20 protein-coding genes and 1 pseudogene are annotated in these 25259 nt (G+C 57.1%); 12 read left to right on the forward strand and 9 right to left on the reverse strand.

The genetic code is table 11. The features are described from left to right. Positions 1–73: 73 nt before the first annotated feature. Positions 74–550, reverse strand: a complete 477-nt coding sequence (locus ACESQ2_RS11600; RefSeq protein WP_373170498.1) for a 4Fe-4S dicluster domain-containing protein — start codon at positions 548–550, stop codon at positions 74–76. Beyond that, positions 547–2487, reverse strand: a complete 1941-nt coding sequence (gene ygfT, locus ACESQ2_RS11605; protein ID WP_049069125.1) for a formate-dependent uric acid utilization protein YgfT — start codon at positions 2485–2487, stop codon at positions 547–549. The genes ACESQ2_RS11600 and ygfT overlap by 4 nt, the downstream gene beginning before the upstream one ends. Before the next feature lie 638 nt (positions 2488–3125). Here ygfT and ACESQ2_RS11610 point away from each other — a divergent pair. Next, positions 3126–4598, forward strand: a complete 1473-nt coding sequence (locus ACESQ2_RS11610; RefSeq protein ID WP_032718844.1) for a nucleobase:cation symporter-2 family protein — start codon at positions 3126–3128, stop codon at positions 4596–4598. Between the two features lie 136 nt (positions 4599–4734). Next, positions 4735–6882 carry a formate dehydrogenase subunit alpha gene (gene fdhF / locus ACESQ2_RS11615; protein ID WP_077598948.1) on the forward strand — a complete coding sequence of 716 codons (2148 nt, stop codon included), beginning with the start codon at positions 4735–4737 and terminating at the stop codon, positions 6880–6882. Positions 6883–6948: 66 nt separating this feature from the next. Here the strand turns inward: fdhF and ACESQ2_RS11620 are convergent, their stop codons facing one another. The 3 genes from ACESQ2_RS11620 to ACESQ2_RS11630 form a co-directional block, all read right to left on the reverse strand. Continuing rightward, positions 6949–7554: a CTP--molybdopterin cytidylyltransferase gene (locus tag ACESQ2_RS11620; RefSeq protein WP_014838779.1), complete on the reverse strand. Its 606-nt coding sequence runs from the start codon at positions 7552–7554 to the stop codon at positions 6949–6951. Between the two features lie 66 nt (positions 7555–7620). Next, positions 7621–8079 (reverse strand): (2Fe-2S)-binding protein, encoded by a 459-nt coding sequence (locus ACESQ2_RS11625; protein WP_009651983.1) that lies wholly within the window; start codon positions 8077–8079, stop codon positions 7621–7623. 12 nt (positions 8080–8091) lie between these two features. Beyond that, entirely contained in the window at positions 8092–11304 is a 3213-nt protein-coding gene (locus ACESQ2_RS11630) for a molybdopterin cofactor-binding domain-containing protein (RefSeq protein ID WP_373170503.1), read from the reverse strand. A gap of 992 nt (positions 11305–12296) precedes the next feature. Here ACESQ2_RS11630 and ACESQ2_RS11635 point away from each other — a divergent pair. After that, positions 12297–13758, forward strand: a pseudogene (locus ACESQ2_RS11635) (sugar porter family MFS transporter). Then, entirely contained in the window at positions 13733–14167 is a 435-nt protein-coding gene (locus ACESQ2_RS11640) for a PTS sugar transporter subunit IIA (RefSeq protein ID WP_373170504.1), read from the forward strand. The pseudogene ACESQ2_RS11635 and the gene ACESQ2_RS11640 overlap by 26 nt, the downstream one beginning before the upstream one ends. An 80-nt stretch (positions 14168–14247) precedes the next feature. On the opposite strand, the gene uraH is transcribed toward ACESQ2_RS11640, so the two are convergent. Beyond that, entirely contained in the window at positions 14248–14622 is a 375-nt protein-coding gene (uraH, locus tag ACESQ2_RS11645) for a hydroxyisourate hydrolase (RefSeq protein WP_194247315.1), read from the reverse strand. Between the two features lie 274 nt (positions 14623–14896). Between uraH and ACESQ2_RS11650 the strand changes: the two genes are divergently transcribed. After that, positions 14897–15424, forward strand: coding sequence for a lipocalin family protein (locus ACESQ2_RS11650; RefSeq protein WP_025108428.1), 528 nt, complete (start codon positions 14897–14899; stop codon positions 15422–15424). 78 nt (positions 15425–15502) lie between these two features. On the opposite strand, the gene ACESQ2_RS11655 is transcribed toward ACESQ2_RS11650, so the two are convergent. Continuing rightward, positions 15503–15997: a hypothetical protein gene (locus ACESQ2_RS11655; protein WP_014229779.1), complete on the reverse strand. Its 495-nt coding sequence runs from the start codon at positions 15995–15997 to the stop codon at positions 15503–15505. Positions 15998–16230: 233 nt separating this feature from the next. Continuing rightward, entirely contained in the window at positions 16231–17871 is a 1641-nt protein-coding gene (gene pckA / locus ACESQ2_RS11660; RefSeq protein ID WP_373170507.1) for a phosphoenolpyruvate carboxykinase (ATP), read from the reverse strand. Positions 17872–18186: 315 nt separating this feature from the next. Between pckA and ACESQ2_RS11665 the strand changes: the two genes are divergently transcribed. The 7 genes from ACESQ2_RS11665 (at position 18187) to ACESQ2_RS11695 (ending at position 24723) form a co-directional block, all read left to right on the forward strand. After that, complete coding sequence (locus tag ACESQ2_RS11665; protein WP_004851947.1) at positions 18187–19080, forward strand: LysR substrate-binding domain-containing protein; 894 nt, start codon at positions 18187–18189, stop codon at positions 19078–19080. A gap of 59 nt (positions 19081–19139) precedes the next feature. Continuing rightward, complete coding sequence (locus ACESQ2_RS11670) at positions 19140–19826, forward strand: RluA family pseudouridine synthase (protein ID WP_014229781.1); 687 nt, start codon at positions 19140–19142, stop codon at positions 19824–19826. Between the two features lie 178 nt (positions 19827–20004). Further along, positions 20005–21093 carry an ABC transporter ATP-binding protein gene (locus tag ACESQ2_RS11675; protein WP_025108425.1) on the forward strand — a complete coding sequence of 363 codons (1089 nt, stop codon included), beginning with the start codon at positions 20005–20007 and terminating at the stop codon, positions 21091–21093. Next, entirely contained in the window at positions 21086–21715 is a 630-nt protein-coding gene (locus ACESQ2_RS11680) for an ABC transporter permease (protein ID WP_025108424.1), read from the forward strand. The genes ACESQ2_RS11675 and ACESQ2_RS11680 overlap by 8 nt, the downstream gene beginning before the upstream one ends. Continuing rightward, positions 21715–22383: an ABC transporter permease gene (locus ACESQ2_RS11685; RefSeq protein WP_064375340.1), complete on the forward strand. Its 669-nt coding sequence runs from the start codon at positions 21715–21717 to the stop codon at positions 22381–22383. The genes ACESQ2_RS11680 and ACESQ2_RS11685 overlap by 1 nt, the downstream gene beginning before the upstream one ends. A gap of 41 nt (positions 22384–22424) precedes the next feature. Then, positions 22425–23324, forward strand: coding sequence for an ABC transporter substrate-binding protein (locus tag ACESQ2_RS11690; RefSeq protein ID WP_046877750.1), 900 nt, complete (start codon positions 22425–22427; stop codon positions 23322–23324). Between the two features lie 61 nt (positions 23325–23385). After that, on the forward strand, positions 23386–24723 hold the full coding sequence (locus ACESQ2_RS11695) for an LLM class flavin-dependent oxidoreductase (protein WP_373170589.1): 1338 nt from the start codon (positions 23386–23388) through the stop codon (positions 24721–24723). A 282-nt stretch (positions 24724–25005) separates the two neighbouring features. Here the strand turns inward: ACESQ2_RS11695 and ACESQ2_RS11700 are convergent. Then, positions 25006–25259: hypothetical protein (locus ACESQ2_RS11700; protein ID WP_373170511.1), on the reverse strand; the 254-nt coding region annotated here is incomplete at its 5' end.

A 25259-nucleotide genomic window follows, 5' to 3' on the forward strand; every position in this document is an offset into this window, starting at 1 on the left:
GGCCGGTTTTTTTGCTGACAGAACGCGGGCGTATTAAATTGCCCGGCAGCTTCCGCGCCGCCGGACGCAAGGTTTACAGCGACAGCAGCGCGGCGGTGGCGATATTGCGCTGCTTTTGCAGCGCGCTGAGCTGCTCTTCGGTCATGATACTCAGCGCCGCCGTCGGGCAGACATCAACGCAGGCGGGGCCGCGCTCCCGGGTGCCGCAAAGATCGCACTTAACGATAACCGGCGTCACACCGGCCTCCACCTCAATGGTAATCGCCCCAAACGGGCAGGCGACCACGCAGCTCTGGCAGCCAATGCAGCGCCCGCCGTCGGCCTCCACTTTCTCCGCCCCCATGCTCAGCGCCCCGGTCGGGCAGGCGCCCACGCAGGGCGCATTCTCGCACTGATGACACATCACCGGCACGCTAAGCTCGTCGAGGCGCATCACCTTCAGGCGGGGATGAAACTCCGCCCTCGGCGCCACGTGTTCCAGCGCACAGGCTACCTCACAGGTCCTGCAGCCGATGCAGGCCTGCGAACTGGCAACGATAAAACGAGTCATATCTCCTCCCGGGCCGTGAATTGCATCAACATCTCGCTGGCCGCCTGCCGCCCGGCAACCATGGCGGTGACCACCAGGTCCGCGCCGGTCACGGCATCGCCGCCGGCAAAGATTTTGTCATGGCTGGTTTGCGTCGTTCCGCGCCCTTTGCCGCCGGTCACTATCTGCCCCCAGCGGTCCAGCTTAATCCCGTGGCCGCGCAGCCACGGCATCTCGTGAGCCTGAAAGCCAAACGCCATAATGAGCACATCGGCTCTAAGTTCAAACCCGGAATCCGGGATCGGCTGCGGCCGGCGGCGGCCGTCCGGGCCCGGCTCGCCCATCTTCGTGCGGATCATCTCCACCGCGCAGACCTGCCCCTTGCGGTTGAGCTGAATGCGCTGCGGCTGCACGTTAAACTCAAATTTCACCCCCTCTTCCCGCGCGTTCACCACCTCTTTTTTCGACCCGGGCATGCTCAGCTCATCGCGACGGTAGGCGCAGGTCACGCTCGCTGCGCCGCGGCGAACGGCGGTGCGCAGGCAGTCCATCGCCGTATCTCCCCCGCCAAGCACCACCACCCGTTTCCCCTTAATGTCGGTCAGCGGATACTCGGGGCTCTCTTCGAGCCCCATCACCTCGCGGGTGCTGGCAATCAGGAACGGAAGGGCCTGAATCACGCCGGGGGCGTTCTCTCCCTCCAGGCCAGCGGCCATCAGACCGTAGGTGCCCACGCCAAGGAAGACGGCGTCATAGTTTTTCACCAGATCGGCAAAAGCCACGTCGCGCCCCACCTCCTGGTTGAGATGAAAATTGACGCCCATGGCGCTAAAAACGTCGCGTCGCTTCTCAAGCACGTTTTTATCCAGCTTGAACGGCGGAATACCGAAGGTCAGCAGGCCGCCGATTTCCGGATGGCGATCGAACACGTCAACGTGCACGCCCGCGCGCACGAGAATATCGGCGCAGCCCAATCCGGCGGGCCCGGCGCCAATCACCGCCACCCGCTCCGGGCGCGGGGCCACTGTGCCGATTGTCGGTCGCCAGCCCATCGCCAGCGCGGTATCGGTGATATAGCGCTCAAGGTTGCCAATGGCGACCGAGCCGCCTTCGTTCTTTAAGGTGCAGGCCCCTTCGCACAGCCTGTCCTGCGGACAGACGCGGCCGCAAATCTCCGGCAGGGAACTGCTCTGATGGCACAGCTCCGCCGCCTCGATAATCTTGCCCTCGCTCACCAGGCGGATGAAATCGGGAATATGATTATGTAAAGGACAGGTCCAGTTGCACCACGCTTTCTGCGCGCAGTAGAGACAGCGTTCGCTCTCATACTCCGCATCGCACTCGCTCAGCGGCTGATAGATTTCGCCGAAGTGCTGCATGCGGTCATCGGCGGGCACTTTTTTCGCGCCCACCCGCGGAGGTTTATTGAGTATCGCGCTGCGTCTGGCGCCGCGAACGGCGCCCAGCGGGGTTTCCAGCGCGGAGCGAATCTGCCGCGCGCTACGCAGCCGGTTAACGGCGGCCTCATCCATCAGTTGCAGCGCCTGGGTTGGACAGCTGGCCACGCACGCCTGCTGACCGGAAGGATGCTGGCTGCAAAGATCGCATTTCTGCGCCAGCTGCGGCGCGTCGTCATCGTTGGCCACCATCTCAATGGCCCCAAAGGGACAGGCGATGACGCAGTTTTTACAGCCGATGCACAGCGCCTCTGTAAACTGAACGCTGTCGTTCGCCACGCGCAGCGCCTGGGTCGGACAGGAGCCGACGCAGGGCGCGTCGTTGCAGTGGCGGCAGGTCGTCGCGCTGCTGGCGTGGCGGTGGAAGAACACCCGAATGCGCGGCAGAAAGTCGCTGCGCTGCCGGGGCCAGCTGTCCTGGCGATGAGAGGTGACGCAGGCCACTTCACAGGCGTGGCAGCCAATACAGTTTGCAGAATCGGCAACAATAAATTTATTCATTTGCTTCCCTTTATTATTCCAGGACTCACCGGGAAGCAATGCAATAATCAGGCGCTTTTGTTCAGGGTATTCATATGGTGCTTATTTTTGCGAGCCGTCTCAAAAAAAACAGGCCCACTCCCGCTTAGCGGCGCGATATATATCCGCTCTCGCTGAACAAAAATTATTCTCCGCGCTCAGGGTTTAATCATGTTGATAATTCAACGTATCGCGCGTGATACCAAAATGAGACGCTCCCTGTCTCAATGTGATAGCGCGCGTTTATTCACCAAGAGATTTATTTGAGAAGTTTCGCAGCGCGTCGATATTCCCGCCTTTTTCTCGTGAGTTATTTCACACAATTCTCCTTCAATCCTCCAGGCGCTTATTTTTGGCACAGCTTACGCATATTACTTCTCGTGCGCGCAACACGCTGATGAACGCATCGGCTCAGGGAGGCAGCGGCCTTCGAATCGTAACTTTGGCTCTGTTCACGCTTATACCCAAAATAATTCGAGTTGCAGGAAGGCGGCGACACAGCGAATCCCCAGGAGCTTACTCTAGTAAGTGACTGGGGTGAGCGAGGAAAGCCAACGCACAAGCAACTTGAAGTATGAAGGGTATATACAGAGTGAAGTCGTACAGGAGATAACAACTTCATGAAAGATATCGCCAATTCCGCCTCACAAAACGGGAGCTCGACCGCACCGGTCGATGAAATTTTACCCGTTACGCAAATGATTCTTTATGGGCTACAGCACGTGCTGGTGATGTACGCGGGCGCCGTGGCGGTTCCGCTCGTTGTGGGTAATGCGGTAGGGCTCCCGCCGGAGCACATTATTTTACTGATCAGCGCCGACCTGTTTATCTGCGGCGCGGCCACCATCGTGCAGTCGCTGGGGGTCGGTAAGTGGCTCGGCTGTCGGCTGCCGCTTATCCAGGGCTGTACCTTCGCCGCGCTGATCCCGATGGTGTTGATCGGTAAGGAGTACGGGATCGGCGGTATTTCCGGGGCGGTGATCGTGTCCGGTATTTTTATCCTCTGCTGCGCGCCGTGGATTAGCAAGCTCATCCGCTTCTTTCCCAAGGTGGTGATGGGCAGCATCGTCACGCTTATCGGCATGTCTATTATGCCGGTGGCAGGCGGGTGGATTGGCGGCGGGAGCAGCGAAATGAGCGGCTTTGGCGCCCCCTTCTCGCTGCTGATGGCGGCAATCACGCTGGTGATTATTCTCAATATTTACACCTTTGCCTCCGGCGTCGTGAAAAACACGTCGGTGCTGATCGGTCTTATCATCGGCACCGTACTCTGGAGCTGCTTTAAGCCTCTCGACTTTAGCCTCGTCCACGCCACCCCCTGGCTCCATCTGCCGACCCTGATGCCCTTCGCCAAACCTGAATTTCATATTATCCCCGTCGCCCTGCTGTCGATGGTGATGGTGGTGGTGATGGTGGAAACCATGTCCTCGATGATGGCGACCGGGGATATCGTCGGGAAAAAGGTGGACGCGAAGATGCTGCGCAACGGCCTCAACACCTGCGGTATCGCGACCACTATCTGCGGCTTCTTCAATCTGTTTCCCTACGCCGCCTTCGCGCAGAACGTCGGCCTGATCGGTTTAACCGGGGTGCGCAGCCGTTTTGTGGTGTCGGTCTCCGGCATCATTCTGATTCTGATGGGCGTGTTCTCGAGGATGGCGGCGCTGGTGGTGCTGATACCGAAACCGATCCTCGGCGGCGCGGGCATTGTCATGTTCGGTATGGTGGCGGTGTCCGGTATTCGTACCCTGGGACAGGTCAACTACCGCAACAATAATAACGGTATGGTGGTGGCATTAACGCTCGGCCTCGGCATGATGCCGGTGCTGGTGCCCAATCTGTTTACCCAGTTTCCGCCGATGGTTCAGCTGTTTCTGCACAGCGGGATTACGATTGGCACCCTGACGGCTATCGTCGCCAACCTCACCCTCAACGGCAGCGTGCCCTTCCGCGTTAACCACGAAACGCCGGTCCCCGATCCGGCCCCGCCAAGCTCGGCGGCGCGCAACATGGCCGTCAGAACCGTCAGAATGTGGCTCCTGCTGCGCAAAGTTCAGAAGGAGAGACAGCCTGAAGAAGCGCAGGAGGGGTAATGATGCTCACCAGACTCCTGTTTGCCTTGATCACCCTGCTGCTGCTGGCGATCCCCGTCGTGCAGCAGGGTATCGCGCAGGGCCTGAACGGCCGCTTTAGCTATGCCCTGCTGTTCTAAGTTTAAGGACCACTGCTATGAAAAGAGTCACGACCGTCTGCCCCTACTGCGCCTCCGGCTGCAAAATGCAGCTCACGGTAGAAGAGGGAAAAATTACCCGCGCCGACGCTGCGATGGGGAAAAATAATCAGGGCACCCTGTGCCTGAAGGGCTACTACGGCTGGGATTTTATTGACGACCCGCAGATCCTCACCCCGCGCCTGAAAACGCCGATGATCCGTCGCCGGCGCGGCGGTAAGCTGGAGTCCGTCTCCTGGGAGGAAGCGCTCGATTACGTGGCAAACCGCCTCAGCGACATAAAAGCGAAGTACGGGCCGGATGCGATTCAGACCACCGGATCTTCGCGCGCCACCGGCAATGAAACCAACTACATCATGCAAAAATTTGCGCGCGCCGTTATTGGTACCAATAACGTCGACTGCTGCGCACGCGTCTGACACGGCCCTTCGGTTGCAGGTCTGCACCAGTCGGTCGGCAACGGCGCGATGAGTAATGCCATCACCGAGATCGATAATACCGATCTGGTGTTTATTTTCGGCTATAACCCGGCGGATTCGCACCCGATCGTGGCGAATCACATCCTCAATGCCAAACGCAACGGGGCCAAAATCATCGTCTGCGATCCGCGTAAAATCGAAACCGCGCGCATCGCCGACCTGCATCTGGCTCTGAAAAACGGCTCCAACATTGCGCTGCTCAACGCCATCGGGCAGGTGATTATCGAAGAAGATCTCTACGATAAATCCTTCGTCGCCGGGCGTTCCGAAGGCTTCGAAGCGTATCGCAACATCGTCGAAGGCTATACGCCGGAGTCGGTGGAAGCCATCACCGGCATCAGCGCCAGGCAGATTCGCGAATGCGCGCGGCTGTACGCCAGCGCCGGAAACGCCATGATTCTGTGGGGGATGGGCGTAACCCAGTTCTGGCAGGGCGTCGAAACGGTGCGTTCCCTGACCAGCCTGGCGATCCTCACCGGCAACCTGGGGAAACCGCACGTCGGCGTCAATCCGGTGCGCGGCCAGAACAACGTCCAGGGCGCCTGCGATATGGGCGCGCTGCCGGACACCTATCCCGGCTATCAGTACGTGAAATTCCCGGAAAACCGGGAGAAGTTCGCCAACGCCTGGGGCGTTGAGAGCCTGCCGGAGAACCCTGGCTATCGCATCAGCGAGCTGCCGCACCGCGTGGCGCACGGCGAAGTGCGGGCGGCGTACATTATGGGGGAAGATCCGCTCCAGACCGACGCCGAGCTTTCCGCCGTACGTCAGGCCTTCGAAGAGATGGAGCTGGTTATTGTCCAGGATATCTTTATGACCAAAACCGCCGCGGCGGCCGATGTGATTCTGCCCTCGACCTCGTGGGGCGAGCATGAGGGCGTCTATACCGCAGCGGACCGCGGCTTCCAGCGCTTTTTCAAGGCGGTGGAGCCGAAGTGGGATCTGAAGACCGACTGGCAAATCATCTGCGAAATCGCCACCCGGATGGGGTATCCAATGAAGTACGACAACACGCAGCAGATCTGGGATGAACTCCGCCATCTGTGCCCCAACTTCTTCGGCGCGACCTACGAGAAGATGGGAGAACTGGGCTACGTGCAGTGGCCGTGCCGCGACGAGTCGGAGGCGGACCAGGGCACTTCGTATCTGTTTGCGGAACGGTTCTCCACGCCGAACGGGCTGGCGCAGTTCTTCACCTGCGAATGGCAGGCGCCGGTCGATAAGCTGAGCGATGCCTATCCGCTGGTGCTCTCCACGGTGCGCGAAGTGGGCCACTACTCCTGCCGTTCGATGACCGGCAACTGCGCTGCGCTGGCCAAACTGGCGGACGAACCGGGCTACATCCAGATCAACACCGCCGACGCCAAACGGCTCGGCATTGAGGACGAAGAGCTGGTGTGGGTTAACTCGCGCAAAGGCAAGGTGATTTCCCGGGCGAAAATCAGCGACAGGCCGAATAAAGGGGCGGTCTACATGACCTATCAGTGGTGGATTGGCGCCTGCAACGAGCTGGTCACCGAGAATCTCAGCCCGATAACCAAAACCCCGGAGTACAAGTACTGCGCCGTTAACGTTGAGCGTATTGCCGATCAGCGCGCCGCCGAACGGTACGTCAGTGAGGAATACAGCCAGTTGAAAGCCCGTCTGCGCGAAAGCGCCGCGGGGTAAAAAATATCGCCCCGGCGCTGTGCGCCCCGGGGCGATTATTGTCTTTTCTTCTTCCTTTCGCCAGCGTTAACCGACGGCGGCCAGATCTTTGCGGCAGCGGCGCGCGACCTCAAGATACTGCTGCGGAGTGTCAACATCCCAGTGAATCCCCTGATTCGCCACGGGGATAACGCGCGCCGCCATCTGACCGATAACGTCCCGCAGGGTGGCCCCTTGCGGCGCGCGACGAATCAGAGAAATCGCCCGCTGGGGCAGAAGAACCGGATGGCCTTTACCGCGATCGTAGGCCGGTATAATGCAGCTCCCGGCGTCGGCGTTGGCCCACAGCCGGCGGTAGACGCCCGGCGTGACCTCCGGCATATCGCCCAGCGCCAGAAAGAAGCGCGAAGCGCGAATATGGCCTACCCCGCACTGAATAGAAGAGAACATACCGTCCTGATATTGCGGGTTAAAGACCACCTCAACGCCCGGATGATCCCGATAGCACGCGGCCAGTTCGTCGCCGCGAAACCCCGTCACCAGCACCACCCGATCGCAGAACGCCAGGGCGCTGGCAAGGGCGCTATCGAGAATCGTTCCCTCGCCCCACGGCATCATCATTTTCCATTTGCCCATCCGGCTGGAGAGCCCGGCGGCCAGCATAACGCACTGTTTATCCATTTTTTTGCTCATCGTCATCCTCCCCCTGAAGCCGAATACAACGCCGCCGTCGGCTGGCGACGGCGGCGCTTGCGGCGATCAGGATTTCAGCACCGCTTTAATCGAGGTAATGATCGGCTGATATCCCGTACAGCGGCAGATATTCCCCTCCAGCGCCTCTTTCAGCTCATCGTCGCTGGGGGCCGGGTTGGCATCCAGCAGCGCCTTGGCGCTCATCAACACGCCGGGCGTGCAGAAGCCGCACTGAACGCCGCCGTGACGAATAAAGGCGTTCTGCAATTTTTTACCGACCGGATCGTGATGCAGCGCTTCGACGGTAGTGACCTCCGCCCCGTTGCACTGGGCGGCCAGCAGCAGGCAGGAGCAGACGGATTTGCCGTCCATAATCACGGTGCAGGCTCCGCACTCGCCCACCGAGCAGCCCTCTTTGGTGCCGGTGAGCTTCAGCTCCTCGCGCAGAAAATCGATCAGGCGGACATTGTCTTTCACATCGCGGGCAATGCGGATGCCATTCACTTTTAGCTCAATATGGTTCATGTTCATGGCTCCTTATTTTTTCTGCTCTGTCATAACTTCCTGCAGCATCTGCCGGAACATATCGATAAATACGGGGACTTTATAAGGCGCAGACCAGCGTCCGCCGATGGCTTTTTCTACCTTGTCGTGCAGTACCCCGGCCGCATAGTCAATGGCGGCGGCGTCTAACGCCTTCCCGGTGAGCGCCTGCTCAACCTCAGTCAACCGCTGCGGTTTGGCCATCAGCGCGCCATCCACCAGACGGCACAGGCGAACCACGCCCTTATCGACCATAAACTGCCCGGTTAAGCTCTGGCGCGTAATGTTCAACGCATTGCGCCGGCCAAGCTGCAGATAGCGATTGATCAGCGGCTGCTGCGTCGGCGCCGGCAGGATAAAGCGGACAACCAGCTCATCGGGCTCAAGAAGGGTGCGATAGCCGCCCACGACGAATTCGCTGACCGGCATCCGGCGCGTTCCGCGCGCGCTGCGCAGCTCTACTTCCGCATCGTAGATAATGAGCGGCGGCATGGAGTCCGCGCACGGGGCGGCGTTGACGATATTGCCGCCGATCGTTGCCCGGTTGCGCAGCTGCAGGGAGCCGACGGTTTTACAGGCCGTAACCAGTAGCGGATAGCGCTGCTGAATCAACGGATGCTTAACCAGGTCGGTAAAGCAGACGCCGGAACCAATTGAGACGCCACCCTCAACGTCAAAAATCTCCTTCAGCTCCGCCAGCCCGGCAATATTAACAAGCGGCACTTCGCCGGACAGCATCCGGGCCTGAACCAGCACATCGGTGCCGCCGGCAATAGGCATTGCCCCCTTCTCGGCCATCAGCGTCAGAGCCTCTTTCAGGGTTTGCGGGACGCTCAGCGACAGGGTGTTGAGGCGGTGAACCTGTTTCTTATCGCCCGATTCCAGCATCTGCTCGCTCTGGCGTTCCGGCTTCTTAAGGTTATAGCCGAGGCGAACCTGTTCAAGCGTCAGCGGCAGGGTCCGGTTGGGGCGGTCGATGGCGAAGCTCACCGCGTTGTTGAGGGCCGCAGCGCCCAGTTCGAGCACCGGTTCGCCGATAACCTTCGCCCCCATCGGGCCCGCTTTATCATAGTTTTCCACCGCGATGATATCGATGTGCGGCATATCCTTGATGGTCGGCAGCAGATAGGTATCGAAGTTTTCCGATTTCACCACGCCGTGCTCGGTGTTGAAATCCTCCAGCATGCCGTAGCCGATCATCCCCTGCAGCACGCCGCCGTAAACCTGGCCGCTAAAGCCAACCGGGTTAATGACTTTTCCCACATCGTGAGTGGCGACGACGTTATTGACGGTAATTTTACCGGTGCGCATATCCACCGCCACGTCGGCCAGCTGGCAGCCGTACACCCAGGTGAAATAGGGGCTGCCGCAGCCTTTCTCTTCATCCCAGTGAATATTCGGCGCCACGTGCCAGCCGTAGGCGGAGAGGTTTGCCCCGGTAGCCCGGGTCATATCGCACACCTGCTGGAAGCTGAGACTCAGCTCCGGGCTGTGGCGGTTGAACACTTTGCCATTTTGCCAGGCGATATCGTCGATGCTCTGCGCTTTCAGCGTTTCCCTGACGGCGTCCGCCATGCGTTGTTTAATTTTGTTCGCCGCGCTCAGAATCGCCTGTCCGCCCATCAGGGTACCGCGCGAAGCGACCGTTGAGCCGCCGTCGGCGATCATCGCGGTGGCCGGTTCGCTAAACATCACCCGGTCGAGCCCAATACCAAACGCTTCCGCCGCCAGCAGCGACATGGTGGTCTGCAGCCCCTGCCCGTTCTCGGATACTGAGGTGGAGATGTTCACGCTGGCGTCGGCATTCACCTGAATCAGCGCCGAGGACGCATCCAGCCCCTCGGCCCCCAGAGAGCAGCCGCGGTGGCTCAGCGCGAAGCCAATCCCGTAGCGGATCGGGCCGCCTTCCGCGTTAAGTTTTTTATAGTGCTCTCGTTTGGCCTCATATTCAGCCTTAAGCAGCGTCTTCTCCAGCACCTCCTGCGCGGAGACGGTATGCTCGCTGAAGACCTGCCCGGCCATGCTGGTATCGCCCTGCTTGAGAATATTGCGCAGGCGGAACTCAACGGGCGACAGGCCCAGTTCGCCCGCCACGTCATCCATCAGCGATTCGTTGGCGAAAATGACCTGCGGCGCGCCGTAGCCGCGGTAGGCCGAGGTATAGTTGTTGTTGGTGTAAACGCCCACCAGATCGACGCGTACGTTAGGAATGTTGTAGGGGCCCGCCGCCTGCACGGAACTGCGCCAGGTGACAAACACCGTCTGACCGCAGTAGCTGCCGCCATCGGCGATAATGTCGATTTTAATCGCCTGAATGCGCGCGTCGTCGTCCACGCCAATGCGGTATTTCATCTTATAAGGATGGCGCTTGTAGCTCTCGCGCATCGACTGTTCGCGGTTATAAGAGATCTTAACCGGCCGCCCGGTCAGGTGCACCAGCAGCGCCGCGCGGCAGGAGACGTTATCAATAATGTCATCTTTACCGCCGAAGGAGCCGCCGAGGACGGAGCGCTTAATGTTGACCTTCGCCTGGGGCAGGTCGAGATATTTGGCAATCACCGCCCGGGTGCGGTGAGCGTTCTGAATCGACCCTTCAATGGTCATGATCTGTTCATTATTGTCCAGGTAGGCGGTAATCGATTCCGGCTCAATATAGCCGTGCTCCTGGAACCCCACCTCATACTCACGTTCGAAGATATGGCTGGAGGCAGCAAAACCGGCATCGATATCGCCCTTCGCCGTGTGGTGGCGGTTGATGATATTGCTATCGAGTTCGCTGTGAATAAGGCGCGCCCCGGGCTTCATCGCCTCTTCCGGGGAGGTAATCGGCTCCCACGGGGTGTAGGTGATTTTGATTTTATCGACGGCGATGCAGGCTGCCTCGTAGGTTTCCGCCGCTACTACGGCAACCACGTCGCCGCGGTAGGCGATCTCCTTGTCGATAATCGGCGGATGATCGGGAACAATCGCTCCCAGCTTGCGCTGACCGGGGATATCGTTCCAGGTGGCAATACGTACGACGCCGGGTACTTTTTCCGCCTCCGACAGGTCGAGCGCATCGATGCGCCCGGCAGGAATATCCACGTAGCGACAGACGCCATACAGCATATTGTTCATAACAATGTCATCGCCGTAGACCGCTTTACCCGTCACCTTGGCGAGCCCGTCTACGCGGGGCACCTCACTGCCAACTAGCAATGTATCCATATTTTTCAGTCTCCACTCACAAAGAAAGATAACGGATTAAAGCAATGGCTATGCCACCTATAAATAAAGGGTTATTTCAGGCTGAGTTATGTGAGGCGTATCTAAAAATAGCGGCCGGTTAAAGAATAAAAAGCGCATGAGGTCGCCGCTGATTATCAAAACGAGAGCATGCGTATCACTATGATAATTGGCGGTTCTCAATTGTGTTTCCAGGGTGACGCCAGCGGTGCATCCACAGCTCCTGCCGCCGCCGGGCATTGAGCGCAACCGTCACCCTGCGGCAAAACGCGTATCGAGGTGATGAAGCTTTTTGACGCTCCCCGATTTCGAATAAAAAATAAAAAAGACGCAATAATGAAATTTAAATTTCATAAACGAGCATGTTAACAAATGTGATATATATCATAATTTTAACAATTCATTTTCCTGCCATCGGGCTATCTCTCCGTAAACAATCCTAAAAATTGCCATATATATCAATTAATTATAAAAATAGCCATTCTATACACAAGGCTGTTACACATAGCCCACAAAACCAAACCGAAATAAAACTTTCAAAATGTGATCTGTTTGTATTTTTATTTCACTTATAGCGGTAATAATCACCTCTCACTAAACGCACTCTGCCCGCCTTGATGGCGCAGCAGAAATCCTAACCCCCCGGAGGATGCAATGAAGGAAGTGAGATCAGGACTTATCCGAACCGTTTATATTGGCCCGCCCCTTTTCCACCCTCACGCTGCCGGGGACTTTCTGAACGTCAACCACCCCGGAGGCCCCAGCCCCGCATCTACCGATGATTCATCATTAATCAAAAAGAAACCTCTTTGATCGGTTTTATTTAGCGCATAGCAATCGCGCTAAATAGTTGCAGTAAGAACAAAAAAACATTTCATCCCGGCCGTGCTTCGCCAGGCGCAAAGGCATGCCGTGACGGGGATGGGATGACACGTTTTTATCTCGTGCCGTTAATCAAAACAAAAGGTATAAAAATGTCTCTTATTATGAATCTGAACCTACAGCAGAGAAAACGATTACACCAGATAACCCTGGTTGCGACATTTGGCGGCCTGCTATTCGGTTATGACACCGGCGTTATTAATGGCGCATTTTCCTCTCTGAAACAATATATGGCCCTGACCCCGACTACAGAAGGTCTGGTCATGAGCGTATTGCTGATCGGCGCCGCGTTAGGCAGCGTATTCGGGGGAAAATTCGCGGATTTCTTTGGCAGAAGAAAGTACCTGCTCTTTTTATCCTTTATCTTTTTCATCGGCGCATTAATGTCCGCTCTGGCGCCGGATATCACCGTACTGCTTATTTCACGTTTCATCCTCGGCTATGCCGTGGGTGGCGCCTCGGTGACCGCCCCCACCTTTATTTCCGAAGTGGCGCCAACCGAAATGCGCGGTAAACTGACCGGCTTAAACGAAGTCGCCATTGTTATCGGGCAGCTCGCCGCATTTGCCATCAACGCCATTATTGGCATCCTCTGGGGCCATCTCCCCGACGTCTGGCGCTATATGCTGATGGTGCAGACCATTCCCGCCATCTGCCTGTTTATCGGTATGCTGCGATCGCCGGAAAGCCCGCGCTGGCTGATCAGTAAAAACCGTCATGAAGAAGCGCTGGAAATATTAAAGCAAATCCGCCCTCTGGAACGCGCAACCAAAGAATTCAACGATATCACCACCTTAATTAAGGCCGAAGCGGACAAAAAGCTCCATTCGCAGAACGCCTTTGTCACCATTCTCCAGACGCCGTGGATTTTCAAACTCCTGCTGGTGGGCGTCATTTGGGCGGCGCTGCAGCAGACCACCGGGGTCAACGTCATTATGTACTATGGTACTGAAATCCTCAGCAGCGCCGGATTCTCAGAAAGAACCTCCCTCATCTGCAACGTACTCAATGGCGTGTTCTCCGTCGGCGGCATGCTATTTGGCGTGCTGTACCTCGTCGATCGTTTTAAACGTAAAACCATCATTATTTATGGGTTCGCGATCATGGCTACCCTGCACCTTATCATTGCCGGCGTAGACTACACGCTGGTCGGCGACGTCAAAGCCACGGCCATCTGGCTGCTCGGCGCGATGTTCGTTGGCGTTATGCAGGGAACGATGGGCTTTATCACCTGGGTGGTGCTGGCTGAGCTGTTCCCGCTCAAGTTCCGCGGACTGTCGATGGGCATATCGGTATTTTTCATGTGGGTGATGAACGCCATCGTCAGCTATTTGTTCCCATTATTGCAGGCCAAGCTCGGGTTAGGTCCGGTATTCCTGATTTTTGCCGCGATTAACTACCTGGCGATTGTTTTTGTCATCGCGGCGCTGCCTGAAACGTCCAATAAATCGCTGGAGCAGCTGGAAGAGGAGCTTTCAGCAAATAAATCTGCAGCGGGATTCAATACGGCCACCAAGGAAAACGGATTATGATCGATACTATTACGCAGGATAATCTCCATCTATCGTGCCGGGCGAAAAATAAAGCAGAAGTCCTGGCCATGATTGGCGCAGAATTTAAATCTAAAGGCTATGTCAGTGAAGATTGCGTTACTTTTCTTGCTGAAAGAGAGCGCCAGGTCTCCACCTTTTTAGGCAATGGCATTACGCTGCCGCACCTGCCTAAATCAGCAACCAATATCATTGCTAAAACCGGGGTTGAAATTTATCAGTTCCCCGATGGCGTTATCTGGGACAGAAGTAATGTCATGTTCATTGCCATTGGCGTGATTGCTAAAGAGAGCGAGCACATCGATGTGCTGAGAGAGGTGGCGTCGATCTTTAGCGATGAAGTCATCGCCAGAGCGCTGTCGTTGATTGCTAATAAAGAGGATTTTTTAAGGATCTTCCAGCAGAATCACTAAGCACGGCTATCTCCAGATAGTCGCCCGATAAAAGCCTGCTTGCGCGCAGGCTTTTTGCTTATTCAGGATGGACGTAGCGATTAGCTGCCTTTATAGGTGGAGTAACCATACTGGCTGAGCAGCAGTGGAATATGCAGCTTTTCATTGGTGCGCGTGACGGTGAAGAGAACCGGGATCTCCGGGAAAAACGAGGCCAGTTTCTGTTTGCTGAAGTCATCGCCGGTTTTGAAGGTCACTTTATAAATCCCCGGCTGCATATCCCCTTCAGTTGGATAGAGCGATTTAATACGACCATCGTTGTCGGTGACGCCGGTGGCCAGCGCTGTCCATTTATTCGCCTGCTGTTTTTCAAGGGTGACCGTCACGCCCGATGAAGGCAGACCCGTCTGCTGATTGAGAATATGCACGCTGAGCGTCCCGACGGGGGCGCTAAATGCGGCTGGAGCCACAGACATAGCAGATAACAAAATCAGACTGGATAATTTTTTCACGATGTTTTCCCGTTGTGAATAATAACGTTCAAACGTTAGCACCTGGGCTGCTAAAATATATTCAACTTTTTGTGATAATCACCTTAACGGAAGCAGGACGAGGAAAATAGCGAGCAGGGCAACAGCCCATTCGAAGTGATAGAATTATCTGAATATAAGGTGCATCCATGGGGCGTGAATAAAGGCCCGCGCGCTTGCGCTATACTTATTTTCTTCCGCGTTCACAAAAGGAATTCACATGAAGATATGGCCAGTTCTGACGGGTGTGGCTATCGCCCTGACGCTTGTCGCCTGTAAATCCCCCACTCCGCCCAAGGGGGTCCAGCCGATAAATAACTTTGACGCAAGCCGTTATCTGGGGAAATGGTATGAGGTTGCCCGGCTCGAAAATCGTTTTGAACGCGGCCTTGAGCGGGTTACCGCAACGTATGGTCAGCGCAGCGATGGCGGCATCAGCGTGGTTAACCGCGGTTACGATCCGCAGAAACAGAAATGGAGCGAGAGCGAAGGTAAAGCGTATTTTACCGCGGCGCCGACCACCGCCGCGCTGAAAGTCTCCTTCTTTGGCCCGTTTTACGGCGGCTACAACGTGATCGCCCTGGATAGCCAATATCAGTATGCGCTGGTCAGCGGTCCCGATCGCGGCTATCTGTGGATCCTGTCGCGCACGCCGGCCATCCCGGAATCCATCAAGCAGGAGTATCTGCGCATCGCGCGGGATCTCGGCTTCCCGGTAGAAAAATTAGTCTGGGTGAACCACGGGTAACAGGCTGAATCCACACTATCTTCAGTGAACCAACGAGCTGAAGATAGTGTGGCGATAAGGCCGGAAGACGATAAATAATTAGTGCGATGACGGCTGGCTGGAGTCGGCCGCCTCTTCTGCGGTTTTAGCGGGAGCGATACTCTCTTTAATCTCTTTGGTTTTATTCGCCGCATCGTTGGCCAGGTTATTGGCATCAACAATCGCGCTGTCTTTAATTTTTCCCGCTTCCTGCACGATTTGGTCGCTTTTCTGCCGGGCATCCTGCTTCACGGCATCAGCCTGGGCCTGGGCTTGCTGAGCAATAGCTTCCGCTTTTTTATCCGCTTCCGCCTTGATGCTGGAGGCCTGGCTGCTGAGATTGTTCGCCTCGTCCGCCGCCTGTTTTTTTATCGCATCAATGTGTTTATCCGCTTCATCCTTAATTGCTTCGGCTTTATCGGACGCCGCCTCTTTAATTTGCTGCGCGTTATCTTTTGCTTTATCCAGATTTGCATCAACTTTTGATGAATCATCACAGCCGGCGAGAATTAAGCAAACGGCAGAAGCGATCAGCGTTTTACTCCAGAGTTTCATAGTCATTCCTTTATTTATTAATATCAGCGTATCGGGGAAGTCATCGCCGCAGGGTTGCCAGGATAATTCTCATAACAATGATGTCATGAAATTATTTAGCCCCAATACTTAGCCCTGCATCCCTTTATTTATAATCGCTAACCAGGCAGAGTCAAGTTCCTGCGCCACTCCCCCGGCGAGGGCTGACGTAAAAAACCCGGGCGGCTGCCCGGGTTGGTCACTGAAAAAAGAGTTTAGGCGGTGACGGCTGATTTTGTCAGCGTTGGGCCGGCTAACGCCAGCCGGGCGCCGGCATCGGTATCGGTATATTGCTTAAAGTTATCCATAAACAGTTGCGCCAGACTCTCGGCCTTCTCCTGCCATTTGTCGGCAGAAGGCCAGCCGCTAAGCGGGTCAAGCAGCGCGCTGTCCACGCCAGGCACGCTTTGCGGGATAGCGAGACCGAATACCGGTACCGTTTCTTCGCGCAGCTCGCCGGTGGTCCCGTTTAAAATCGCGCTGATGATATTGCGCGTGTCGCGCAGCGAAAGGCGCTTGCCTTCGCCGTTCCAGCCGGTGTTAACCAGCCAGGCCTCGGCGCCGGCCTCCGCCATTTTGGCCGCCAGAACGCTGGCGTACTGCGTCGGGTGCAGTAGCAGGAACGCCGCGCCGTAGCAGGCGGAGAACGTTGGCGTGGGCTGAGTGATACCGCGTTCGGTACCGGCCAGCTTCGAGGTAAAGCCAGACAGGAAGTGATACTGCATCTGCTCGGTCGTCAGACGGGATACCGGCGGCAGGACGCCAAAGGCATCGGCGGCAAGGAAAATCACCTTCGACGGATGGCCCGCGCGCGACACCGGTTTCACGATGTTTTCAATATGCGATAGCGGATAAGAGACGCGGGTATTTTCGGTCTTGCTGCCATCGGCGTAATCCACGCTGCCATCGGCTCTGACCACCACGTTTTCCAGCAGCGCGTTACGACGAATCGCGCGATAGATTTCCGGCTCGGCCTGCGGGTCAAGATTAATCGTCTTGGCATAGCAGCCGCCTTCGAAGTTGAACACGCCGTCATCATCCCAGCCGTGCTCGTCATCGCCGATCAGCTGACGCAGCGGATCGGTGGAAAGCGTGGTCTTACCGGTGCCGGAAAGACCGAAGAACAGGGCCACGTCCCCCGCTTCACCGCGGTTCGCCGAGCAGTGCATCGAGGCGATGCCCTGCTGCGGGAGCAGATAGTTCATCACCGAGAAGAGGCCTTTTTTCATCTCGCCGCCGTACCAGGTGCCGCCGATAAGCTGAATTTTTTCGCTCAGGTTAAACGCGACAAAGTTCTCGGAGTTGAGCCCCTGCTGCTGCCATTTATCGTTGGTGCAGCCCGCGCCGTTGAGGACGACGAAGTCCGGCGTAAATTCAGCCAGCTCCTCTGCGCTCGGCGCAATAAACATGTTTTTGACAAAGTGCGCCTGCCAGGCCACTTCGGTGACGAAGCGGACGCCCAGGCGCGTTGCCGGGCTGGCGCCGCACCACGCATCAACGACATATAATTTCTTGCCGCTCAGCTGTCCGGCGACCAGCGCCTTCAGATCTGCCCATATCTCGGTGGATAGCGGCTTATTGTCGTTGCGGCCAAGGCCGGAGTCGGCCCACCAGACGGTGTCACGCGTCAGATCGTCCCTGACAATATATTTGTCGCGCGGCGAGCGCCCGGTAAAGATCCCGGTATCCACGGCAACGGCCCCGGACTCGGTCATGACGCCGCGCGCCGCGCCGGTTAATTCCGGGCTGGTTTCATGCGCAATCAGCAAGTCGTAATCGGGGTTATAAAACAGCTCGCTGCTCTCCTGAATACCGAGCGAAAGAAGAGCGTCTTTTACTGATTCAATACGTGACATGGCACTCCTGACAAACTATTGGCTGGATAAGATGCTATTAGGGTATTTCAACCTGTCAGCTAAGCGGATGGATTTATTTTAATAAAAAAACCATCGTGAAATTAAATAAACAGGATGAACAGACCAGAGCCGGCGATGTAAAATCGTGCTCGTGTAGGGTGTCGCCTGAACTTTAGAAATATCGTTTGCACGAATAAGTCATAAGCTAACTCTGCAAAAAATGTTAACACCTGTAGATAATTATGTTAATTGCATAGTTTCTATACGTCATGCTAAAATTGCATAGCTATTATTGCAGGGCAGAGGAACGGATCGGTGCTGGCGAATCTTGAAGTAAAATGGCTTTACGATGTGATTGCCCTTGAGGAATCCAGAAGCTTTACCCTGGCGGCAAAAAGCCGCAATATTTCCCAGTCCTCCTTCAGCCGCCGCATCCAGGCGCTCGAGGCGTCGCTGGGCTTCAGCATCTTCGACCGTTCGGCAAACCCGCTGCAGCTGACCAACCGCGGGAAGATTTTTGTCGGCTATGCGCGAAATATGCTCGACGACATGGACTTCCAGATTAGCCGAATTAAAGGGCTGAACAACACCACCCAGAAAATAAGAATCGACGCGGCGCCGTCGCTTTCCGTTTTATTACTTCCGGAAATCATCGCCGGTTATACCGACCGAAAGAATAAAACTTTTCATGTTGAATCGATTAACGTCAACGATGCGGTGTTCAACCTGAAAGAAGGCAAAAGTGATTTTATCCTGTCATTTTATAATGAAGAGCTGATGAACTATCCGTTTATCAATCACAAAATTTTTGACTCGGCGCTGCACCTCGTTTCTCCCTGCGATAAACACGGCAGGCCGCTTTTTCATTTACACCGCGGGGTGCTGCCGCTGATGAAATACGCCAACGACAGCTATATGGGGCGCCAGGTGAATCAGGTGATCGACCGCAAGCCGGAGATCACCTTCTCGCTGACCTTTGTCTCCTCGATGAGCGAGCTATTAAAACGCATGATCCTCAACGGCGACGGCGTGGGCTGGCTGCCGCAGTACTCTATCAAGCGCGAGCTTGAGGAGGGCCGCCTGACGATTATGGATGAGAGCCTGTCGCTGCCGATCGGCGCCTATATTTACCGCTCCGGCGCGCGGCTCAACCAGTCAGCCGAGCGCTTCTGGCAGCATATTAAGTCTATGAATACCGTGACCGCATAACTCGCATGGCGGCGGGAAATTCGCTATCATCCGCATCCACTCCCTCTCCGTGCAGCCTGATGTCTACGATTATCGATACCTTTATCGCCCCGCCGTGCCACGCTGAAATCGACATCCTCTACGAGGATGACCATCTGCTGCTGATCGATAAACCCTCGGGCCTGCTGAGTCTGTCGGGGAAAAATCCGCGTAATCTCGACTCGGTGCATTATCGGCTGGTACAGCGGTTTCCCGGCTGCACTCTGGCGCATCGTCTTGATTTCGGCACCTCCGGACTGATGGTGATTGCGCGCAACAAGGCCATCAACGCCGCGCTCTGCCAGCAGTTCAGCCAGCGTGCGGTGAGCAAAGTCTACAGCGCGCTGCTGTGCGGGCATCTGGCGGATGATGAAGGAACCGTTGACGCTCCGATAGCCAAAGATCCGGCGCTGTTTCCGCTGATGACGATTTGCCCGCGCCGCGGCAAGCCTGCCCGCTCCGGCTATCGGGTGGTTGAGCGCCTGCGCTATCAAGGTAGCGTGCCGGTGACGCGGGTCCAGCTGACGCCGGAAACCGGCCGCACCCATCAGCTGCGTATCCACTGCCAGTGGCTTGGCCACCCTATTCTGGGCTGCGATCTGTACGGCGGTCTGTTGCTTCCGGGAACAGAACAGGCGCCGCGTCTGATGCTGCACGCCAGCGAACTGCATTTCGTGCATCCGGTTAGCGGAGAGCGGATCGATGCGATAAGCCCCAGCGGGTTTTAACTCGCCCGCTCGCCAGCCCTTTTACCGAATCTCTCCCGCACGCTGATTGACGTCGACGCTTTAATTCGAATCGCGGCATTGCAAATGCAAATATCATATTTGCTCGTTAATCACCGCCTCTGTAGCTTGTGCTCTATTCATGCTTTTCATGAAAGAACATTCAGGGCGCAACGGCTTTATGATTAAACTCGATAATATTCGCAAGACCTACCCCGGCAGCGCGCATGCGGCTATCCGCGGCCTTAATCTGGTGATTAATAGCGGCGAGCTGTGCACTTTCGTTGGCCCCAGCGGGTGCGGAAAAACAACCATTCTGCGGATGATTAATCAGCTGGATATTCCTGACGCCGGTGACGTATACGTTCAGGGCGTTAAGCTTGCCGCTGCCGATATTATTCAGGTGCGCCGCCAAATTGGCTTTGTCATGCAAAGCGCCGCCCTCTTTCCGCATCGTACTGTCGCGCAAAATATAGCCACGGTTCCGCGCCTTCTCGGCTGGAGCAAAAAGCATATCCAGGCGCGCATCGACGAATTAGTGGATTTGATGTCTCTCGACCGCAACGTCCTGCCCCGCTATCCGCACCAGCTTTCCGGTGGCCAGCAGGGGCGCGTAGCGATCGCCAGAGCGCTGGCCGCCGATCCGCCTATTCTCCTGATGGACGAACCTTTCGCCGCCATCGACCCGGTGGTTCGCGAGCGCCTGCAGGACGAGCTGCTGTTGCTGCAACAGCGCCTGCGCAAAACGATCGTCCTGGTGACCCATGATATCAATGAAGCGATTCGCCTTGGCGATAGAATCGCTATCTTCCAGGAGGGCGGCGAGCTGGCGCAGTTCGCCACGCCTGACCATATTTTGTCGCATCCGGCCAGCGACTTTGTGCGCCGTTTTATCGGCCCCGAACCGAATCTGCAGCGGCTGGGGAGAATTCAGGTCGGACAGCTCCCGCGCCATGACGTGCCGCTTATTGATGAGAGCCTCTCCCCCATCGCCAGCCCGCATCCGCCGGTCGCCAGTCCGCTGCGCCTGGTGCTGGACAAAAAACGGCGTCCGCTGAACTGGTTCGATCCGGTTAAGCGCCGGACGCTGCCGGTCGACGCCCCGCTGGCGGCCATCAACACGCTGCGCTTTGCCTACAGCGCGCTGCTGGATGCGCCCGGCGGCGTAGTGGTTCATGTCGATACCGACGGTGAATATCAGGGCAGCATCTCCCACGCTCTGCTGCAGAACGTGCTGGAAGGCCACGTGGATCTTCGCCGCTATGATTGACTGGCCGTGGATCCTCGACAACAAAATCATGATCGGTGAACTGCTCTGGCAGCATGTACAGCTGGTGATCGTTTCGCTGTTTTTCGGCACCCTCTTCACCGGCGTATTGATTAGCCTGACGCTGCGCTGGCCCGCGGCCGCCCAGCCGCTGATCTACCTGTGCGGGATACTGTTCACCATCCCGTCTCTGGCGCTGTTTATTCTATTACTGCCGTTTACCGGACTGTCGCTGATGACCTCAATCATCGGCCTGACGCTCTACTCGCTGCTGATCCTGCTGCGCAACGTTATCGCCGGAATAGAGAAACTCCCGGCGACGGTGCTGGAGTCGGCGCGCGCGCTGGGCTATACCCGCTGGTTTCGTTTTGTCGATATAGAGCTGCATCTGCTGCTGCCCTCGCTGTTCGCCGGGTTACGCATCGCTTCGGTGACGCTGGTCGGGCTGGTGACGGTCACCGCCTTAATTGGCCAGGGCGGTCTCGGGCAGCTTCTGCTAGCCGGGTTTAACCAGAACTTTGTCACGCCTATCGCAGTCAGCCTGGTGCTCAGCGTTGTGCTATCTCTGCTGTTGGATTCGCTGATTGCCCGCGTCGGCTATTGGCTAACGCCGTGGGCCCGCTAATGGATATCCTGCAAGCAACATTTCACTGGTTATTACAACCGCAGCACTGGACAGGCGATGCGGGAATATTACTTCGCCTGCGCGAGCATCTTTATTATGTACTGATCAGCATCGTCGTTGCCTCGGCAATTGCGCTGCCGCTGGGGATTATTCTCGGCTACTGGCGCAAGGGCGCATTTGTGATTATTAATCTGTTTAATATTGGTCGCGCCATTCCCTCTTTAGGTTTAATTCTTTTATGCATTATTGTGTTTGGCTTTAATGATATTCCGGTCTTTACCGCGCTGGTGGCGATGTCGATTCCGCCGATCCTCACCAACGCCTGGGTTGGCATTTATCATGCCGACCGTCAGCTGTGCGATGCGGCAAAAGCGCTGGGCATGACGCCACTCCAGAGCCTGTGGCAGCTGCGGATACCGCTCGCCGCGCCGCTGATACTCGCCGGCCTGCGGACCGCGCTGGTACAGCTGATCGCGACCGCCGTCGTCGCCGCCTACGCCGGCCTTGGCGGCCTCGGGCGCTTTCTGATCGACGGACTTGGCCAGCGCGATATTCCCCAGGTCATTGCCGGTTCGCTGGTGGTATCGCTGCTGGCCATCGGCTGTGAGCTGCTTTTTTCATTACTCTCCCGGCGCATCGTCCCGGTGCCGGTCACGCAAATAAATTAATTTCCCAACAACAAAAAACCACCTGCAGGTAAAGAGGTATTATGAAGCAGCTATTTAGCATTTCCGCGCATCGTCGCCGCTTGCGTCTTTCGGTATTCACCGCGGGATTATTAAGCTTAAGTTTTAACGCCCTGGCGCAGGACGTCACTATTGGCGGAGCGAATTTCACCGAAAGTTCAATCCTTGCCAATATTTACGCCAGCGCGCTAAAGAAAAACGATATTGCGGTGAAAACCCGTCTTAATCTCGGTAATCGCGAGATTATTATTCCGGCGCTGCAGAGCGGCGAAATTGATATTGTTCCGGAATATCTCGGTGCCCTGCTGAACTATTATGACGGCAAAACGCTGGCTACCAGCCAGAGCGACGTTAGCGCTGAGTTAGCCAAAGCGCTGCCGGCGGACTTTACGCTGCTTACCCCCTCCCCGGCCTCGTCCATTACCGCCTGGGCCGTGCGCGCGGAAACGGCAAAAAAATATCACCTCAGCAAGCTTTCCGACCTGCAGCCCGTGGCACATCAGCTGACTATCGGCGGCCCGCCGGAATTCCCGGTGCGCGCCCTGGGCCTGCCGGGCCTTAAGCGCGTCTACGGGCTTGAATTTAAGGCGGTGAAATCTCTGGATATGGGCGGGCCGCTGACCCGTCTGGCGCTGAACTCCGGCAAAATCGACGTCGCCACGGTCGTCTCTACTCAGGGCAACCTCGCGAAAGAGGATTGGGTGGTCCTGGAGGATGATAAGCATGAGCAGCCGAGCCAGAACGTGGTGCCGCTGGTGCGCAAAGCCAGCCTGACGCCGAAAATCAGCGAAGTGCTCAATGAGGTCTCCGGCAAGCTGAACAACGCCGCGCTGATCGAACTTAACCAGCAGGTCGATCTGCAGCATAAAGATCCGGCGGCGGTGGCCGAACAGTGGGTCAAAACGCACCTCAACAGCAACTGATTGCCGCCATGCCAGGGAAGGCATCACCTCCAACTGAGCCGAGAAAATGCCAAATAATCCTATGATCCTGAACCTTTTCTTCTTCAATCCCCAGGGTGACTACCGCTTTTCCTGGCGTCACCCGCAGGCGCCGGAGAAGGAAATTTTCAGCCTCAAGTACTATGCCGATCTGGCCCGTAAAGCGGAGGCCGCGACGCTCGACGCCATTTTTATCGCCGACCATATCGCTATCTGGGACACGGTGCCCAGCGGTTTAACCCACTACGCTAACGCCCGGCTGGAGCCCATCACTCTCCTCTCGGCGCTGGCGGCGGTGACGGAACATATCGGCCTGATGGGCACGGCGTCCACCTCTTATAACGAGCCCTATAATCTCGCCCGCTATTTTGCCTCCCTCGATTTTCTCAGCAACGGGCGGGCCAGCTGGAATATCGTCACTTCATGGCTGGAGGAGGAGGCGGCCAACTTCGGCCTTGACCACCTGCCGCAGCACGGCAGCCGCTACCAGCGCGCCAGTGAGTTTATTGATGTGGTCACTCAGCTGTGGGACTCGTGGGAAGACGGCGCGGTGCGCTATGACAAAGCCAGCGGGCTGTTTGCCGATTCCAGCAAGGTGCATCATCTTGATTTCGCGGGCGAGTTCTTCCGCGTGCGCGGGCCGCTGAACGTCCCTCGCCCGCCGCAGGGGCACCCGGTCCTGGTGCAGGCCGGCTCGTCGGAGGCGGGTAAAAACCTCGCCGCCGCCTGGTCAGATATGCATTTTGTGTTTATCAAATCTATCGCTGAGGGGCTGGACTACCGCGAAGAGATGAACCAGCGTTTGCGCAGCCACGGCCGGGATCCGGCGCATTTCAAAATCATCGCCGGCGTTTTACCGGTGGTGGTGAATTCAAACGCGGAAAAGGAAGAGCGCCAGCGGCTTAACGAGCAGCTAATGAGCGACCAGATGGCCATCGACCTGCTCTCTTCCTATCTGCGCATGGATTTATCCGCTTATCCCGTCGACCAACCGCTGCCGCCGCTGCCGGAGGAAGAGACCTTTGATGGGATCCGCACCGCCCTCAGGCTGATTCGTGATTACGATCCGCAGTTGACGATCCTGGCGTTGGGCAAGCTGCTGTTGCAAAGCTCCGATAGCTGGCTGCTCATCGGCAGCGCCGAGGAGATCGCCAGCGCGCTGACGGAATCCTGGCGCGCCGGCGCTGCCGATGGTTTTAACCTGATGTTCCCGCTGCTGCCGGGGGACTTCAACCGCTTCGTTGAGCAGGTAGTGCCGATTCTGCAGCGCAGCGGCGCGATGCGGGATCGCTATCCGACCGGCACGCTGCGCGAAAAGCTGGGTCTGCCGGTCGTCGAAAACCGCTTCGCCCGCGGGGATGGCAAACCGCTGGCTTCATAGCGCGGCTGTTCCCCGGTGGCGCTGCGCTGACGGGGCTACGGGTTCACAACCGTCTGCGGATCGGTAGCCCGGACAGGCGCAATGCGCCGCCTCCGGAGAAGGTGCGCTGCCGGATGCCTTGCTGCGGTTTTCTTCCCGGCTTGCGCTGCGCTTAGCCGGGCTACGGGTTCACACCGTCTGCGGATTGGTAACCCGGACAGGCGCAACGCGCCGCCTCCGGGAAAGGTGCGCTGCCGGATGCTTTGCTGCGGTTTTCTTCCCGGTGGCGCTGCGCTGACCGGGCTACGGGTTCACAACCGCCTGCGGATCGGTAGCCCGGACAGGCGCAACGCGTCGCCTCCGGGGAAGGTGCGATGCCGGGTGCCTTGCTGCGGTTTTCTTCCCGGCTTGCGCTGCGCTTAGCCGGGCTACAGGTTCACAACCGTCTGCGGATCGGTAGCCCGGACAGGCGCAACGCGCCGCCTCCGGGGAAGGTGCGATGCCGGGTGCCTTGCTGCGGTTTTCTTCCCGGCTTGCGCTGCGCTTAGCCGGGCTAC

This window comes from Klebsiella sp. Q11, from assembly GCF_964241505.1.
In the GTDB taxonomy this organism is placed as follows: Bacteria; Pseudomonadota; Gammaproteobacteria; order Enterobacterales; family Enterobacteriaceae; genus Klebsiella; species Klebsiella michiganensis.